General features: G+C 70.9%; 16 protein-coding genes. 10 read left to right on the top strand and 6 right to left on the bottom strand.

Annotation, left to right across the window (positions count from 1 at the left end; genetic code table 11):
* Window positions 1–25: 25 nt before the first annotated feature.
* The 3 genes from dnaK (at window position 26) to ACFYZE_RS22865 (ending at window position 3,238) form a co-directional block, all read left to right on the top strand.
* Window positions 26–1,891 (top strand): molecular chaperone DnaK, encoded by a 1,866-nt coding sequence (dnaK, locus tag ACFYZE_RS22875; protein WP_388996991.1) that lies wholly within the window; start codon window positions 26–28, stop codon window positions 1,889–1,891.
* 2 nt (window positions 1,892–1,893) lie between these two features.
* Window positions 1,894–2,418, top strand: coding sequence for a nucleotide exchange factor GrpE (gene grpE / locus ACFYZE_RS22870; protein ID WP_388996987.1), 525 nt, complete (start codon window positions 1,894–1,896; stop codon window positions 2,416–2,418).
* Between the two features lie 385 nt (window positions 2,419–2,803).
* Window positions 2,804–3,238: a protease inhibitor gene (locus ACFYZE_RS22865; RefSeq protein WP_388996984.1), complete on the top strand. Its 435-nt coding sequence runs from the start codon at window positions 2,804–2,806 to the stop codon at window positions 3,236–3,238.
* A gap of 139 nt (window positions 3,239–3,377) precedes the next feature.
* Here the strand turns inward: ACFYZE_RS22865 and ACFYZE_RS22860 are convergent, their stop codons facing one another.
* Together ACFYZE_RS22860 and ACFYZE_RS22855 are read right to left on the bottom strand one after the other, a co-directional pair.
* Window positions 3,378–3,566, bottom strand: a complete 189-nt coding sequence (locus ACFYZE_RS22860; protein WP_388996981.1) for a hypothetical protein — start codon at window positions 3,564–3,566, stop codon at window positions 3,378–3,380.
* Window positions 3,567–3,640: 74 nt separating this feature from the next.
* Complete coding sequence (locus ACFYZE_RS22855; protein ID WP_388996978.1) at window positions 3,641–5,878, bottom strand: glycoside hydrolase family 3 N-terminal domain-containing protein; 2,238 nt, start codon at window positions 5,876–5,878, stop codon at window positions 3,641–3,643.
* Window positions 5,879–6,162: 284 nt separating this feature from the next.
* Here ACFYZE_RS22855 and ACFYZE_RS22850 point away from each other — a divergent pair, with 284 nt between their 5' ends.
* The 4 genes from ACFYZE_RS22850 to ACFYZE_RS22835 are packed head-to-tail and all read left to right on the top strand — an operon-like array spanning window position 6,163 to window position 10,449.
* Window positions 6,163–7,455, top strand: a complete 1,293-nt coding sequence (locus ACFYZE_RS22850; RefSeq protein ID WP_388996975.1) for an extracellular solute-binding protein — start codon at window positions 6,163–6,165, stop codon at window positions 7,453–7,455.
* A gap of 6 nt (window positions 7,456–7,461) precedes the next feature.
* Complete coding sequence (locus ACFYZE_RS22845) at window positions 7,462–8,460, top strand: carbohydrate ABC transporter permease (RefSeq protein ID WP_388996973.1); 999 nt, start codon at window positions 7,462–7,464, stop codon at window positions 8,458–8,460.
* The gene (locus tag ACFYZE_RS22840; protein ID WP_388996970.1) at window positions 8,457–9,326 is read left to right on the top strand and encodes a carbohydrate ABC transporter permease; all 870 of its coding nucleotides are present in this window, start codon (window positions 8,457–8,459) and stop codon (window positions 9,324–9,326) included. Before ACFYZE_RS22845 ends, ACFYZE_RS22840 begins: the two co-directional genes overlap by 4 nt.
* A 58-nt stretch (window positions 9,327–9,384) precedes the next feature.
* Window positions 9,385–10,449 (top strand): endo-1,4-beta-xylanase, encoded by a 1,065-nt coding sequence (locus ACFYZE_RS22835; protein ID WP_388996967.1) that lies wholly within the window; start codon window positions 9,385–9,387, stop codon window positions 10,447–10,449.
* 51 nt (window positions 10,450–10,500) lie between these two features.
* Here ACFYZE_RS22835 and ACFYZE_RS22830 read toward each other — a convergent pair whose 3' ends face one another.
* The gene (locus ACFYZE_RS22830) at window positions 10,501–11,553 is read right to left on the bottom strand and encodes a LacI family DNA-binding transcriptional regulator (RefSeq protein ID WP_388996964.1); all 1,053 of its coding nucleotides are present in this window, start codon (window positions 11,551–11,553) and stop codon (window positions 10,501–10,503) included.
* 290 nt (window positions 11,554–11,843) lie between these two features.
* On the opposite strand from ACFYZE_RS22830, the gene ACFYZE_RS22825 reads away from it, so the two are divergent.
* Window positions 11,844–12,707, top strand: coding sequence for a Cof-type HAD-IIB family hydrolase (locus ACFYZE_RS22825; protein ID WP_388996962.1), 864 nt, complete (start codon window positions 11,844–11,846; stop codon window positions 12,705–12,707).
* Between the two features lie 3 nt (window positions 12,708–12,710).
* On the opposite strand, the gene ACFYZE_RS22820 is transcribed toward ACFYZE_RS22825, so the two are convergent.
* The gene (locus ACFYZE_RS22820) at window positions 12,711–13,715 is read right to left on the bottom strand and encodes a zinc-binding alcohol dehydrogenase family protein (protein ID WP_388997275.1); all 1,005 of its coding nucleotides are present in this window, start codon (window positions 13,713–13,715) and stop codon (window positions 12,711–12,713) included.
* A gap of 180 nt (window positions 13,716–13,895) precedes the next feature.
* Between ACFYZE_RS22820 and ACFYZE_RS22815 the strand changes: the two genes are divergently transcribed.
* Together ACFYZE_RS22815 and ACFYZE_RS22810 are read left to right on the top strand one after the other, a co-directional pair.
* Entirely contained in the window at window positions 13,896–14,585 is a 690-nt protein-coding gene (locus tag ACFYZE_RS22815) for a ribonuclease H (RefSeq protein WP_388996959.1), read from the top strand.
* Window positions 14,586–14,643: 58 nt separating this feature from the next.
* Window positions 14,644–15,078 carry a PPOX class F420-dependent oxidoreductase gene (locus ACFYZE_RS22810; RefSeq protein ID WP_388996957.1) on the top strand — a complete coding sequence of 145 codons (435 nt, stop codon included), beginning with the start codon at window positions 14,644–14,646 and terminating at the stop codon, window positions 15,076–15,078.
* A gap of 95 nt (window positions 15,079–15,173) precedes the next feature.
* Here ACFYZE_RS22810 and ACFYZE_RS22805 read toward each other — a convergent pair whose 3' ends face one another.
* A complete protein-coding gene (locus ACFYZE_RS22805; protein ID WP_388996954.1) occupies window positions 15,174–15,998 on the bottom strand; it encodes a tyrosinase family protein in 825 nt (274 codons plus the stop codon).
* Between the two features lie 35 nt (window positions 15,999–16,033).
* Window positions 16,034–16,414 carry a tyrosinase cofactor gene (locus ACFYZE_RS22800; protein ID WP_388996951.1) on the bottom strand — a complete coding sequence of 127 codons (381 nt, stop codon included), beginning with the start codon at window positions 16,412–16,414 and terminating at the stop codon, window positions 16,034–16,036.
* Window positions 16,415–16,689 lie beyond the last annotated feature (275 nt).

Below are 16,689 nucleotides of genomic sequence, written 5' to 3'. Positions count from 1 at the left end.
GACGGACGACGAGGAGGGAAGCCCCATGGCACGTCCGGTCGGTATCGACCTCGGCACCACGAACTCGGTGGTCGCGGTCCTCGAGGGCGGCGAGCCCACCGTCATCACCAACACCGAGGGCGCCCGGACCACACCGTCGGTCGTGGCCTTCGCCAAGAACGGCGAGGTGCTGGTCGGCGAGGTGGCCAAGCGGCAGGCGGTGACCAACGTCGAGCGCACCGCGCGCTCCGTCAAACGCCACATGGACGACCAGAGCTGGCGCTTCCCGGAGAGCGGCACCATCGACGGCAAGCAGTACCGGGCCCAGGAGATCTCCGCGCGCGTGCTGCAGAAGCTGAAGCGGGACGCGGAGGCCTACCTCGGTGAGGACGTCACCGACGCCGTGATCACCGTCCCCGCGTACTTCGACGACACCCAGCGGCAGGCCACCAAGGAGGCCGGGGAGATCGCGGGGATGAACGTCCTGCGGATCATCAACGAGCCGACGGCGGCTGCGCTGGCCTACGGACTCGACAAGGAGAACGACCAGACCGTCCTCGTCTTCGACCTCGGCGGCGGCACCTTCGACGTGTCCCTGCTGGAGATGGGCGAAGGCGTCATCGAGGTCAAGGCCACCAACGGCGACACACGCCTGGGCGGCGACGACTGGGACCAGCGGATCGTCGACCACCTGGTCAAGCGGTTCAAGAACGCGTACGGCGTCGATCTGTCCAAGGACAAGATGGCGGTGCAGCGGCTGCGCGAGGCCGCGGAGAAGGCCAAGATCGAGCTGTCGAGTTCCTCCGAGACCACCATCAACCTGCCCTACATCACGGCCTCTTCGGAGGGACCGCTGCACCTGGACGAGAAGCTGACACGCGCCCAGTTCCAGCAGCTGACCGCCGATCTGCTGGAGCGGTGCAAGGGGCCGTTCCACCAGGCGATCAAGGACGCCGGAATCAAGGTGTCCGACATCGACCACGTGATCCTCGTGGGCGGTTCCACCCGGATGCCCGCGGTGACCGACCTGGTGCGGGAGCTGACCGGCAAGGAGCCGCACAAGGGTGTCAACCCGGACGAGGTCGTGGCCGTGGGCGCGTCGCTGCAGGCGGGTGTGCTCAAGGGCGAGGTCAAGGACGTCCTGCTGCTGGACGTCACGCCGCTGTCGCTGGGCATCGAGACCAAGGGCGGCATCATGACCAAGCTGATCGAGCGCAACACCACGATCCCGACGAAGCGGTCCGAGATCTTCACGACGGCGGAGGACAACCAGCCGTCCGTGCAGATCCAGGTCTTCCAGGGCGAGCGCGAGATCGCGGCGTACAACAAGAAGCTCGGCATGTTCGAGCTGACCGGTCTGCCGCCGGCGCCGCGCGGAGTGCCGCAGATCGAGGTGTCCTTCGACATCGACGCCAACGGCATCATGCACGTCACGGCGAAGGACCTCGGCACCGGCAAGGAGCAGAAGATGACCGTCACCGGCGGCTCCGCCCTGCCGAAGGACGACATCGACCGCATGGTCCGCGAGGCCGAGCAGCACGCCGAGGAGGACCGCAAGCGGCGGGAGGCCGCCGAGACCCGCAACCAGGGCGAGCAACTCGTCTACCAGACGGAGCGGCTCATCGCCGACAACGCGGACCGGATCCCCGCCGACGCCAGGAGCGAGACGGAGAGTGCCGTCGCGGAACTGAAGGAGCAGCTCAAGGGCGACAACACCGCGGCGATCCGGCAGGCCATCGACAAGGCCGCCGCCGCGGCCCAGAAGATCGGCAGTGCCATGTACGAAAAGGCGCGCGCCGAGGGCGGCACGACATCGGAGCAGGGTGCCGCGGCGGGCGGCGGTGCCAAGGCGGAGGAGGAGGTCGTGGACGCCGAGATCGTGGACGACGACGACACGTCACGGGCGGGCTGACCATGGACCGGAGCCGGCCGCAGAGCACGGAGCTGCGGCGTCTGCTCGACGAGCGCACCGCCGACCTGCAGCGGGTGAAGGCCGAGTACGACAACTACCGCAAGCAGGTGCGGCGCGACCGCATGGCGGTGCGCGAGATCGCCGTGGAGAACGTCCTGCGCGCACTGCTGCCCGTGCTGGACGCCGTCGAGGCCGCCCGCAGGCAGGAGGCGATGACGCCGGGCCTCAAAGCCGTCGCGGAGGTCCTCCGGACCCAGCTGGGTTCGGTCGGCCTGCAGCCGTTCGGGGAGGAGGGCGAGCCTTTCGACCCGGAGTGGCACGAGGCGGTCACGCATGTGGTCGTCCCCGACGCCGACCGCCTGATGTGCACGGAGATCCTGACGCCCGGCTACCGGGTCGGCGACCGCCTGCTGCGCCCGGCGCGCGTGACCGTCGCGGGACCGCCGCCGTCCGGCGCGACCCGGGTCGACGAGGAGAGCGCCGGGGAGCGGGCCGGCAGCGAACGGGGCGATCCCGCCGCTGGGTGACGCGGGAGTTCCGTTCAGGAGGGGGCCGGACCCGGGGGTTCGGCCCCTTTCCGGGCCGACCGGCCGTTCGCCGGTCAGATGACAGCGCTTGCTCAAGCCGATAAGCGGAATGTTTCAGGCCGATTGCCGAGGCGGGGGAATCCAGCCATCCGACCGATTCCCGCGACCCTCACCCGCTCAGTTTCCGGCCTGGAGCGTTCGATTTCTGTGACATCACGCCACTGATTCAACACTCAAAGTTACTGAAATGTGAGGGGTCGATGTGAGTTTCGTGTCAGGAGTCGGCAGACTCGCGCTCGCCGAACCGGCACCCGACCGGACGGCTCCGGCACAGGCTCCATCGGGGCCGTGCCGGCGACCCGACCCGAGCGGAAGGATGCACACAATGCCGAACACCGCGCGCTGGGCAGCGACCCTCACCCTGACGGCCACCGCCGTCTGCGGCCCCCTCACGGGGTCCGCGCTCGCCGCCCCGACCGCCGCCCCCGCGACCCTCTACGCCCCGTCGGCGCTCGTGCTGACCATGGGCCACGGTCAGCAGGCCGCCACCGCCACCCCTGAGCGCGCCGTCACCTTGAACTGCGCCCCGACCGCCTCCGGCAGTCATCCCGATGCCCCCGATGCCTGCGCCGAACTACGCGCCGTCGGCGGCGACTTGGACGCCCTGCCGTACCAGGAGGGCGTCATGTGCACCAAGCTGTACAACCCGGTGGTCGTCACCGTGCAGGGCGTCTGGCAGGGCAAGCGCGTCGACTACCAGCGCACCTTCGCCAACGAGTGTGTGAAGAACTCGTACGGGACCGCCGTCTTCGAGTTCTGACAGACCGGGGTCGCGCGGACTGACGCGAGCATGGATCCAAGGCTCGTGACTGGGGAGTGCGAGCCCTGTCGCGACACGCCACGCGATCCCCCGCCGGGGGCCGGCCGGACAGAGTGGGGCTGCCGGCCGGCCCCCGGAATCACTCGGCCTCGACGGCCCAGCGCCCCACCTCCCGGTAGGCGGAGTCGTATACGGACGACTCGTCTCCGGGCTTCATCCCGTAGTGCTTCAGGTTCCCGCCCCAGTACCGCAGGATCCGCCCCAGCTCCTCGGCGGCGTTCCCGTCCCAGCCGCTGTCGCCCATGTCGACCTCGAGGACGAACTTCACGAGGGCACCTCCCGTTTTTGCCGACGATGTGGCCCCGCGGCCATCGTTCCACCCAAGTGGCCGGAAGGGCCCGGCTATTTCACGCTCACCTCGCACCCGAACCGGCGGTCGTGCCCGACCACCCGCTTCTCGCCCGTCAGCGTCAGCTCGACCGTGTGGCGGGTGTCCGTGCTGGAGGTGGCCAGATCGACGAACAGGGGCCCCGGCTCGAGGATTCGTGAGCCGTCGGGGCCCGTGTACGCCGCCGCGTCGGCCGGGACCGTGACGTGGACCACCGCGGACTCCTGCGGCCGCAGCGGCACCCGCGCGTAACCGATCAGCCGAGTCACCGGACGCGCCACCCGGGCCACGGGGGTGCGCAGATAGATCTGCACGACCTCCGTGCCGGCCCGGTCCCCCGCGTTACGGACCGTGAGCCGCAGCGACGTCTCGCCGTCCGTGGCCGGAGCCGGATCGTCGACCTGCGGCGCCTCCCAGTCGAACCGCGTGTACGACAGCCCGTGCCCGAACGGGAACAGCGGCGTGGGGTCGATGGAACTGGCACCACTCACCTGTCCCAGCGGCGGGGTCAGATACGTCCACGGCTGCCCACCGGGGTCCCGCGGCACGCTCACCGGCAGCCGCCCGGACGGGTTGACCCGTCCGGACAGCACCCCCGCGACGGCCCGGCCGCCCTCCTGCCCGGGGAAGAACGCCTGCACCACGGCGGCCAGCCGGTCGGCCCAGCGGCCCAGCGCGTAGGGCCGCCCCGTGAGCAGGACCAGGACCACCGGGGTCCCGGCCTCCAGCAGGGCGTCGAGCAACTCGCCCTGACCGTCCGGAAGTCGCAGGTCGGGTGCGTCACAGCCCTCGCCCGAGGTGCCGCGCCCGAACAGTCCGGAGCGGTCCCCGAGCACCGCGACGCACAGATCCGCCCCGGCGGGGTCGTCGACGAGCCGGGCGTCCGGGAACTCGGCCGCCAGCGCCTCCCGTACCGTCGGCACCGTCACCCCCATCGGCACGTCCGGGTGTTCCACGCCGACATGGCGCGGGAAGGCGTAGCAACCCATCATCCCGGCCGGATCGTCGGCGAGCGGGCCCACGACGGCGATCCGCCCCCCGTCGCCGAGCGGCAGCACACCGCCGGCGTTCGCGAGCAGCACCACCGACTCCTCGGCGACCCGCGCCGCCAACTCGCGCAGCCGCGGCGGGTCCAGGTCGAGGACCGGCGGCGGCTGCGGCTCCCAGTCGGGGTCCAGGAGCCCGAGTTCGCATTTCTGGGTCAGCACGCGCAGCACGGCCCGGTCGACCGCCGGCTCCGGCGCCTCTCCGGAGCGGACCGCCTCGAGCAGGGGGGTGCCGAAGCAGCGTACGGCGGGCAGTTCCACGTCGACGCCCGCGGTCAGGGCCAGCGCGGCGGCCGCGCCCGGCGAGTCCGCCACGCGATGGGCGGACTCGAGGAAGGACACGCCGAAGTAGTCGGAGACGACCGTGCCCTCGAACCCCCACGCCTCCCGCAGCAGTTCGGTCAGCAGAGGGGTGTGGGCGTGGGCGGGCAGCCCGTCCAGGTCGTTGTAGGCGGGCATCACCGACCGTGCCCCGCCGTCGCGCACCGCCATCTCGAACGGCGGAAGGATCACGTCCGCGAGCTCCCGAGGACCGATCGACACGGGCGCGTGGTTGCGGGCGCCGCGTGAGGCGGAGTAGCCCGCGAAGTGCTTCAGGGTGGCGATGACACCGGCCGACTGCAGGCCGCGTACATAGGCCGTGCCGATGGTTCCGACCAGATACGGGTCCTCGCCGATCGACTCCTCGGTACGGCCCCAGCGGGGATCACGCACCACGTCGAGCACGGGCGCGAGCCCCTGGTGGATGCCGGCCTCGCGCATGCCGTCGCCGATGCCTGCCGCCATCTCCGCGATGAGCGCCGGATCGAAGCACGCGCCCCACGCGAGCGGCGTCGGGAAGACCGTGGCGCGCCAGGCGGTGAAGCCGGTGAGGCACTCCTCGTGGGCCAGCGCGGGGATGCCGAAGCGGTTGGCCGCCGCGACCCTGCGCTGGAGATTCGCCAGACGCACGGCACCCTTCTCCGGCGCCACCGGGGCGGTGCCGAACGGGCGGGTCAGCTGGCCGAGTCCATGGGGGAGCAGAGCATCCAGATCAACGTCCTCGGCCACCTCGTGCTGCAGCGGCGCCACATCCTCGCCGTCGGCGGAGGTGCCGAGCCAGACGCTGTACAGCTGGGCCAGTCTCTCCTCCAGGGTCATCCGGGCCAGCAGATGGGCCGCGCGTACGGGAGCGGGCAGCGTCGTGTCCTGCCAGGGCTGGACCATGGAACTCCTTGATCCCAGGGGGGTTTCCGGAATCCGTCAGAAATTCTCGGACGGATGTGCTCGGAAGTTACGGGGCGCCCAGGGGGCTGTCAACGCTCCGGCGAGCGTTCTCAGTTGGGTGGGAATTCGCGGGGTACAGGGGGTTGCCACGTTTCGTGGGCTGTCTCTAGGGTGCGGCAGCAGTCCCATTTCCGGAGCGTTTCGGAAACTTTTCAGTCCTGGCTGTCGTGATCACATCATCGGACGGATGTGGACGTTCCGTCCCGTACCCCAAGGAGCTCATGATGGGCGACCCGGCTCTGTCCCGCCGCGGCTTCCTGGCCGCCTCCGCCGCCGGTCTCGGAATGACGGCACTGAGCGCCTGCGGAGGCGGCGGCTCGGACGGAGGGTCGTCGGGGACGACCACGATCGAGTGGTGGAACATCACCACCACAGACCCCGCGAAGGGCGTCTGGGCCTCCCTCGCCCGGCAGTTCGAGGCGCAGAACCCCAAGGTGAAAATCAAGATCGTCGCGCTGGAGAACGAGGCGTACAAGTCGAAGATGACCGCGCTGACCGCGTCCGGGAAGCTGCCGGACATCTTCCACACCTGGGGCGGCGGTGTCCTCAAGCAGCAGGTCGACGCCGGACTGGTCGAGGACCTCACCGACGGCACCAAGGCGTGGAGCGGCTCGCTGTTGCAGGTCGCGCGGCAGCCGTACCTGCTGGACGACAAGGCCTACGGCATCCCGTTCGACATGGGCATGGTCGGCTTCTGGTACAACAAGGCGCTCTTCGAGCGGGCGGGCATCAGCGCGCCGCCGACCACGTGGAGCGCCTTCCTCGACGCCGTGCGCAAGCTGAAGTCCGCCGGCATCACCCCCATCGCCCTGGCGGGCAAGGAGAAGTGGCCCGGCATGTACTACTGGGCCTACCTGGCCATGCGTACCGCCGGCCTCGACGCGCTCCGGAAGGCCAGTGACAGCAAGGACTTCACCGGAGCCGGGTTCGTCGAGGCCGGGCAGCACCTGAAGGACCTCGTCCAACTCCAGCCGTTCCAGACGGGCTTCCTGGGCGCCGCCTACTCCACCCCCACCGGCCAGGCCGCGGCCGTCGGCAACGGCAGAGCAGCCATGGAACTGATGGGCCAGTGGGCGCCCCAGACGGAGAAGAGCGAAGGCAAGGGCATCGGCAAGGATCTCGGCTTCTTCCCCTTCCCCACGGTCGAGGGCGGCAAGGGCTCCCTCACCGAGGTCTTCGGCGGAGGCGGCGGCCACGCCGTGCGCAAGGGCGCCCCACAGGCCGCGATCGACTTCCTGAAGTTCTTCGCCTCCGCAACCACCGACCGCACCCTGGTCACCAAGACCGGGGTCATACCGGTGGTCACCGCGGCCGGGGACGCCCTGGCCGATCCCAACCTCAAGGCGGTGAACCAGCAGTTGAAGAACGCGACCGGCTTCCAGCTCTACCTCGACCAGGCCTACGCGCCCGCCGTCGGCCAGGAGGTCAACGACAGCGTCGCCGCCCTCATCGCCGGCTCCAAGTCGCCCGAACAGGTCGCGCAGTCGATCACCAAGGTCGCGAAGGAAGAGCAGTAGCCGCCGATGACCTCCACCTATCTCCCGGACAAGCGGTCCGGCCCCGGTGTCGTCGTCCCGCCCCCGGCCGCCGCCGCGGCCCGCGGGCGGGCCCGGCGGCGCGCGCTGCACTGGCTCACCGCGGTCTCCTTCCAGCTGCCGGCCCTGGTGCTGTTCGGCGTACTGGTCCTGCTGCCGCTGCTGTTCGCCGTGTACGCCGCGTTCTTCCGCTGGGGCGGCTTCGGCATGCCCTCCGACTACGTCGGCGTCGACAACTTCACCAGGCTCTTCCAGGACCCGTTGTTCCTCGGCGACCTGTGGCGCTGCCTGATGCTGGTGGTCCTGTCGCTCGCGCTGCAGCTGCCGTTCGCGCTCGCCATGGCCGTCCTGCTCAACCAGAGCCTGCGCGGCCGGGCCGTCTACCGGATGCTGTTCTTCGCCCCCTACGTGCTGTCCGAGGCCATCACCGGCGTGCTGTTCAGCATGCTCTTCGCCCCGGACGACGGCCTCGCCGACCACCTGTTGAGCGACATCGGCCTCGGCAGCCTCGGCGGGAAGTGGTTCTCCGACCCCTCCACCGTCATGGCGACCCTGTTCCTCGTCATGACCTGGAAGTACTTCGGCTTCCACATGATGCTCTACCTGGCCGGACTGCAGTCCATCCCGGCCGAGTTGACCGAGGCGGCGCTCATCGACGGCGCGGGCCCCTGGCAGCGGTTCCGCATGGTCACCCTGCCGCTGCTCGCCCCCACACTGCGCATCAGCGCGTTCTTGTCGGTCATCGGCTCGATCCAGCTCTTCGACCTGGTGTGGGTGGTCACCACGGGCGGCCCCGACCATCACTCGGAGACGATGGCCGTGACCATGTTCCAGTACGGCTTCAAGCGGTACCAGGTCGGCTACGCCAGCGCGATCAGCGTGGTCATGTTCGGCATCAGCCTCGTCTTCGCCGTCGCCTACCAGCGTTTCGTCCTCCGCCGAGACCTGGAGGGAGCCACCACCACGATGCGAGGAGACGGCGCATGACGCTGACCAAGGCCGGTTCCACCACCCGGCCACCGCGCAAGGGCGCCACCCGGGCGCGCACCCTGCCGGTGCACGCCGTGCTGGTCGTCGTCGGCGCGGTGATGGCCGTGCCCGTGCTGTACGCCCTGCTGTCCGGCTTCAAGTCCACCGACCAGCTCTCCCGCAACCCGATCGGGCTGCCCGCCCCCTGGGTGACGTCCAACTACACCGGCATCCTCGGCTCGGGCGCGTTCTGGCGGATGGTCGGCAGCAGTACGTTCATCGCGGTGGCGACGACCGTCCTCGTCGTCGCGGTCTCCGCGCTCGCCGCCTTCTCCTTCGCGCGGTTCGCCTTCCGCGGTCGCGAGGTGCTGTTCACGCTGTTCACGGTGGGGCTGATGTTCCCCTTCGCGGTGGCGGTCCTGCCCCTGTTCCTGCTGCTGCGCTCCATGGACCTGCTGGACAACCCACTGGGCGTGATCCTCCCGCAGGCGGCCTTCGGACTGCCGATGACGATCGTCATCCTGCGCGGCTTCTTCCGGGAGATCCCCGGCGAACTGGAGGAGGCGGCCACCCTCGACGGCTGCGGCCCGTTCGGCTTCTTCTGGCGGGTGCTGCTGCCGATGGCGCGACCCGCGCTCGGCACCGTCTCCGTCCTCGCCGTGGTCGGCAGCTGGAACAACTTCCTGCTGCCGCTGCTCGTCTTCAACGAGCCCACGTGGTGGACCATCCCTGTCGGCGTCCAGCAGTTCCAGGGCCAGTACGCCTCGGACACCGCGCGCGTCTTCGCGTACCTCGTCCTGGCCATGGTCCCCGCCCTCGCCTTCTACGCGGTCGCCGAACGCCAGCTCGTCGGCGGCCTCGCCACTGGCGCCACCAAGGGATGAGGCACCCGTCCCGCGAACGTACGGCTCAAGCACACACCTGACTGTGAGGAGTCGCACCATGCGCACCACCACCCCGTCCCGCACCCGGCTCGGACTGGCCGGCTCCCTCGCCGCGCTCCTGGTGGGCGTCGGCCTCGCCACCGGCCCGGCGGCCCAGGCGAAGGAGAAGCCGCCGACCCTGGCCGAACTCGCCCAGCGGCAGGGCCGCTACTTCGGCAGCGCGACGGACAACCCGGAACTGACCGACGGCGCCTACACCGCGCTCCTCGGCAGCGAGTTCGACATGATCACTCCCGGCAACGGCATGAAGTGGTACGCCACCGAGCCCGAGCAGGGCGTCTTCGACTGGACCAAGGGCGACGAGATCGTGAACCTCGCCCGGAGGAACCACCAGCGTGTCCGCGCCCACACCCTGGTCTGGCACAGCCAGTTGCCGGACTGGCTCACCTCGCGCGACTGGACGCCCGGCGAACTGCGCGCCGTGCTGAAGAAGCACATCACCACCGAGGTACGGCACTACCGCGGCAAGGTCTACTCCTGGGACGTCGTCAACGAGGCGTTCAACGAGGACGGCACCTACCGCGAGACCATCTGGTACAAGACGCTCGGGCCCGGCTACATCGCCGACGCGCTGCGCTGGGCCCACCAGGCCGACCCGCACGCCAAGCTGTACCTCAACGACTACAACATCGAGGGCACCGGCCCGAAGAGCGACGCCTACCACCGGCTCGCCCAGGACCTCAAGGCGCGGGGCGTCCCGCTCGACGGCATCGGCTTCCAGGCCCATCTCGCCCTGCAGTACGGCTATCCGTCCACGCTGGAGGACAACCTTCGCCGCTTCTCGCGGCTCGGTCTGGACACCGCGCTCACCGAGGTCGACGTCCGTATGCAACTGCCCGCCACCGACGAGAAGCTGGCCCAGCAGGCGAACTGGTACCGCGACCTGACCAAGGCGTGCCTGGCGGTGCGCCGCTGCGTCGGGATCACGGTGTGGGACTACACGGACAAGTACTCGTGGATCCCGGCGTTCTTCCCCGGCGAGGGGGCCGCCCTGCCGTGGGACGAGCAACTGCGGCCCAAGCCGGCGTACTTCGCGCTCCGGGAGGAGCTGGGAGGGAAATAGGGGCGTACCGCGCCGTGGCCCGGCGGTGTCCGCACCGCCGGGCCACACGTGTCAGCCCACCTTCCGCGGCGGCGCCGTGCTGGCCCGCACCACCAGTTCCGTGCCCAGCTCCACGCGCGGCGAGTCCGGCTGCTCGTCGCGGGCCAGCCGCAGCACCGTACGCACGGCCAACTTGCCCATCTCCGCCAGCGGCTGGCGCACGGTGGTCAGCGGCGGAGCCGACCAGCGGACTTCCGGAAGGTCGTCGAAACCCACCACGCTCATGTCCTCCGGCACCCGCAGCCCGCGCCGCCGCAGCGCCTCGATCACGCCCAGCGCCATCTGGTCGCTCGCCGCGAAGATCGCGGTCGGCGGCCCGGGCAGGTCGAGAAGGGTGTTGCAGCCGGTGAACCCGGACTCGTGGTAGAAGTCGCCGGGCACGATGAGGGACTCGTCCACGGCGATCCCGGCGCCCTCCAGCGCCGCCCGGTAGCCGTCCAGCCGGGCCCGCGAGCACAGCAGCCGGGGCGGGCCCGCGACCAGTCCGATGCGGCGGTGCCCGAGGCTCAGCAGATGCTCGGTGGCCGCCATGCCGCCCGACCAGTTGGCCGCGCCGATGGTGGGCGCGTCCAGGGCGGGGGAGCCGGCCGGGTCCACGACCACGATCGGCACGCCCAGGATGCGCAGCTCCTCGTGCAGGACCGGCTCGAGCACCGAGGTGACGAGGATGACCCCGTCGGAGGCCCGCGCCCGCAGGTTCTGCATCCACTCCCGGGCGTCGCCGGAGCGCCCGTGGATCGCCGACACCACCGTGCCCACCCCGGCGGCGTGGGCCACCTCCTCGACCCCCCGGATGATCTCCACCGCCCAGGGGCTGTCGAGGTCGTTGAAGACCAGGTCGAGCAGGGCGGCGCGGGTGCCGGCAGCCGAGGCGCGCTTGCGGTAGCCGTGCCGGCGCAGCAGGTCCTCGACCCGGGCACGGGTCCCCGGGGCCACGTCGGAGCGTCCGTTGACGACACGGGACACGGTGGGCACCGAGACGCCCGCCTGCCGGGCGATCTCCGTGATCGTGACCTTGCCGCGCTCCTCGTGTGCCTCCTCCGCGTCGGCCTCGTGCGCTGCCACTTGCCCCACCTCCGTTGCTCCGGGACGCACTCTCGAAACTTTGCAGAAGTCTTCCGGAAAAACGGCGGTCGTGTGAAGCCGTGTGAGAGGGACGTCCTGCGCGCCCGAGCCTAGAGCCTGGCCCGTTCGGTATCCCGGCCGAGGTCGCATCGGGCTCCCGGCCCCCTGGAGCACCCTCGACCACCTCGAAGAAGAGCGCCGACTATCATCGGGTGCCGACGAGGCAATGGCGCCGAGGACAGCAGACCCCGGCCGAGTCCCCTCCTTCGGCCTCACACAGAAAGCAGGACATGTCCGCCACGCCCGCTTGCCTCCTCACCGCCCCCGAGCTGCCGAGCGACCCCGTCGACATCCGGCTCGTCGTGACCGACATGGACGGCACGCTCCTCGACGGCAGCGGACGCATCCCCGACGGTCTGTGGCCCCTCCTCGCCGAGCTGCGCCGCCGCGGTGTGCTGTTCAGCCCCGCCAGCGGCCGCCAGTACGCCACGCTCGCCCGCCAGTTCGCCGACGCCGCCGACGGCATGGTGTTCGTCGCCGAGAACGGCACGTACGTCGTCCGCGACGGCGTCGAACTCAGCTCCGACCCCCTCGATCCCGCGGTGGCCGCCCGCGTCATCGGGACCGCACGGCGGCTCGCGGCCGACGGCGTGGACGTCGGAGCGGTCCTGTGCGGGAAGAACTCCGCCTACGTCGAGCGCACGGACGACGCCTTCATGGCCGAGGCGAGCAGGTACTACGCCCTGCTGAAGCCCGTCGACGACCTCACCACCGTGGAGGACGAGTTCCTCAAGGTGGCCCTCTTCGACTTCGGCCCCGTCGAGCGCACCACCGCCCCCGCCCTGGAGCCGCTCACGGCCACCCACCAGGTCGTCGTCTCGGGCGAGCACTGGGTCGACATCATGAACCGCACCGCCAACAAGGGCGCCGCCCTGCGCAGGCTCCAGCGCGACCTCGGCATCACACCCGCGCAGACGCTGGTGTTCGGCGACTACCTCAACGACCTGGAGATGCTCGACGCCGCGGAGTGGTCCTTCGCCATGACCAACGCCCACCCGGACGTGGTCCGCCGCGCCCGCTACCTCGCGCCCCCCAACACCGAGAACGGTGTTCTGCGCACCATCACCCGTCTGATGCACCTGCCCACCGGCTGACACTCACAGGTCGTTCACCAGCACGGCCGCCCCGTCGAAGCGCCCGGCCTTCAGGTCGCCGAGCGCCCGCCGCGCCTCGGACAGCGGGTACGGGTGCGTGGTCGCCCGTACGCCGTAGCTGGCGGCGAGGTCCAGGAAGTCCCGGCCGTTCTCGCGTGTGTTCGAGGTGACGCTGCGCAACTCCTTCTCGTAGAACAGCTCGCTCTCGTACCGCAGCGCCGGGACGTCGCTCAGATGGATGCCCGCGACCGCCAGCACCCCGCCTCTCTCCAGCGCCCGCAGCGCCACCGGGACGAGATCACCGGCCGGCGCGAACAGGATCGCCCCGTCCAGCGGCTCCGGCGGCGCGTCGTAGGCGCCGCCCGCTGACGCACATCCGAGCTCGAGCGCCAGCCCCCGCGAGGCCTCGTCCCGGGTCAGCACATGCACCGTGGCCCCCTGCGCCAGCGCGACCTGCGCACACAGGTGCGCGCTGCCGCCGAACCCGTACAGCCCGAGGCGCCCGCCCGGCGGCAGGGACGTCCGCAGCAGCGCCCTGTAGCCGATGATGCCCGCGCACAGCAGCGGCGCCGTGGCCACGTCGTCCACCTCCTCCGGCAGCCGGTAGGCGAAGGCCGCCGGGACGGTGGTGTACTCGGCGTAGCCGCCGTCGGCATCCCAGCCGGTGTACTCGGAGGCCGGGCAGAGGTTCTCGGCGCCGCGCACGCAGTACCGGCACGTGCCGTCCGTGCGGCGCAGCCACGCCACGCCCACCCGGTCGCCGCTCGCCCACCCGCTCACGCCCCCGCCGATCCCGGCCACCACGCCCACCACCTCGTGCCCGGGCGTCACCCCCGGCCGCCGCACCGGCAGGTCACCCTCAGCCACGTGCAGATCCGTACGGCACACACCGCACGCCCGCACGTGCACCAGCAGCTCACCGGGGCCAGGCACCGGGACCGGCCGCTCCACGAGAGCGAGCGGCTCCCGCTCGACGGGCCCCGGCCGGTCCACCACCCATGCGCGCATCACGTGCCCCGTCCCGTCCACGACTGCCTCCTTCCAGTGTCGCCACGCCGACGGTCCGGCGCGCGGCACGGCCCCCGTGCCCGGACGGCCCGGGCGTCGCAGCATCGGTCTGCGCCTTCCGGACAGTGCGGGGGCCCGGCCGTGCCCGGCCCGGGACCGGGGCGGCGGCCGGGGCGTGGCATGATCAGGGGCATGCCTGAACGTGTTGTGGCCGCCTGCGACGGGGCTTCGAAGGGAAACCCGGGACCCGCCGGATGGGCCTGGGTCGTCGCCGACCTCGACGAGATCCCGAGCCGCTGGGAGGCCGGCCCGCTGGGCACCGCGACCAACAACGTCGCCGAACTCACAGCGCTGGAACGGCTGTTGAGCGCGGTGGACCCGGGCGTCGCGCTGGAGATCCGCATGGACTCCCAGTACGCGATGAAGGCGGTCACCACCTGGCTGCCCGGCTGGAAGCGCAACGGCTGGAAGACCGCCGCCGGCAAGCCCGTCGCCAACCAGGCACTGGTCGTGCGCATCGACGAGCTGCTCGCGGGCCGCGAGGTGGAGTTCCGCTACGTGCCCGCCCACCAGGTCGGCGGGGACCGCCTCAACGACTTCGCGGACCGCGCCGCCAGCCAGGCGGCCACCGTGCAGAAACCGGCGGGCAGCGCACACGGCTCCCCGGAGCCGCCGCCGTCGCCCGAGCCGGCCACCGCCGCCCCCGCCCGCCGTGGCGCGCCCGCGCGGAAGCGGACCACCTCGCGCACGATCAAGGCGAAGTTCCCGGGCCGCTGCGTCTGCGGCCGCCCGTACGCGGCGGGCGAGCCCATCGCCAAGAACGCCCAGGGCTGGGGTCACCCGGAGTGCCGTACGGCCGACGACACCTGAGACGACTTTTCCGTGGCTCCGGGGCGCCCTCGCGCGCGCAGCGGTACGTTCCTGAGTCATGAACGGGAACAGCCGTCTGCCGGATGAGCTGCGGGAGCTGATCGAGTCCGGCCCCATGACGCATCTGAGCACCATCAACCCGGACGGGAGCCCTCAGGTCACCGTCATCTGGATCGGACTGGACGGCGACGATGTCGTCAGCGGCCATATGGCGCGGCACGTGAAGCTGCGCAACATCGAGCGGGACCCGCGGGTCGTGCTGTCCTTCGACGCCCCACGCGTGCCCGGGGCATTCCTGAACGAGTACGCCGTGCTGCGGGCGCGGGCCGCGGTGGAGCCGAGCGACGGCGCCTGGGACCTGCTCAACCGCCTCGCCAAGGTCTACATGGCCCCGGACGCCGAGTTCCCGGCACCCAAGGGACCCGGGTACATCGTGCGCTACACGATCGAGCGCATCGGCGGCGTCGGGCCCTGGGCGTCGTCCTCGCACTGAGCGCCCCGGAATCCCTGTCACAACGCGGTGAAAGCCGGCTGTCCGCTGCCCGGGCCCCAGCCGTCAGTCGGCGGCGGACGTCCGAGTCCCGATCATCAGTCCGTGTCGAACGTGTAGTACGCCCTGTGGTCCAGCAGGTCGGCGGGGCGCAGGTCGTTCCACGGCCTCATCGGCTCCTCCAGGTCGACGACGTCCGGTGTGCCGCCCGTGGGAAGGTAGCCGGAGCCGGGGTGGCGGCGCTGCCACTCGGCCCACAGCTTGTCGACGTAGGCGTGGTGCAGCCAGAAGACGGGGTCGTTGGGGGAGACCCCGGTGGCCATCTGACCGCCCACCCACACATGGACGCGGTTGTGCAGGTTGACGCCCCGCCATCCCTCGAGATGGTTGCGGAAGCCGTCCGACGCGCTGTTCCAGGGCGCCATGTCGTACGTGGACATCGCGAGCACGGAGTCGACCTCGGCCCGGGTCGGCAGGTCGCGTCCGCCACCGCCGAGCGAGCGCCGCAGATATGTGCGCCCGTCCACGCGCACCGTGATCTTCCAGTTGGCGGTGGACGCGGCGAACGGCCCGTCCATCACCCGTCCGTCCAGGGTGCGCCCGGTGCCGCCGAGGAAGTCCGGTGCCCACAGCGAGGCGCGCGGCGAGCGGTCGGCGGTCCAGTCCCAGTACGGCAGGGCGACGGAGGAGTCGACGGATTGGAGCGCCCGCTCGAACTCGATCAGGAATCTGCGGTGCCAGGGCAGGAAGGACGGCGAGCGGTGCCCCGTGCGCGCCCCTGTGTCGGTGTCGCCCATGATGAAGGCGTTGTGGGTGGTGACGAAGGCGTCGTAGCGGCCGCTGCGCTTGAGTTCCACGAGCGCGGCGACCAGCCGCCGCTTCTCTTCGGCCGTGAGGGTCGCCTGGTTCTTGCGTACGGTCATGTGCGGGAGCTCCAAAAGGTACTTGGTGCAGGCGGTCAGGTGAGGGGGACGAGCGGGGCGCCCCGCAGTTCGACCACGGCCGCGCGTGCGGCGGCACGCGGGCTCGGCACCGGGTCGTAGTGGCTGACCACGCTGATCCAGCTCCCGTCCGCGTTGCGCATCACGTGCAGCTCGACCCCGTCGACGAACACGCCGTATCCCGCACCGTGGTGGTGGCCGCCGGCCAAGGGGCGGCCCTGTATCCGACGGCCCAGATAGACCTCGTCGAAGGCTTCCGGCGCGCTGTGGCCGTGGCTGTGGCTGTGCCTGTCTTCGCGGCTGTGGCCCGTGGCCGCGGCCGACGGGGCGGGGAGTCCGGCGGTGGCGGCGACGGCGGCGCCTGCCGCGAGGGCGCGGCGGCGGGTGAGCCGGGGCATGAGAATCCTCCGGGGCGAAGGGGGTTGATGTGACGAGTCCTCCCTATCCGCCGACCGGTGAGCCCTGGAAATCGAGGGAAGGTGGTTGGCTACGATCAGGACAATTGCCGCGATGTCTTACAAAGTTGAACCAAGATGATCTTGCTGTGCGGCTGTTCGCCGAGGCTTCGGAGCAGGAAATTCCGCCTTGTTCGGGGGGTTTGGAAGTGGATTTTTCTCTCCTGATGGCCGCCTCGTGGTCCGGCTCACGCCTCACATGTGACGCGAACCGCCGC

The sequence above is a fragment of the Streptomyces sp. NPDC001796 genome (genome assembly GCF_042892355.1).
Taxonomy (GTDB): Bacteria; Actinomycetota; Actinomycetes; order Streptomycetales; family Streptomycetaceae; genus Streptomyces.
Note: the sequence above shows the minus strand (reverse complement) of the source record. Positions and strands in the feature narration are given on the sequence as shown.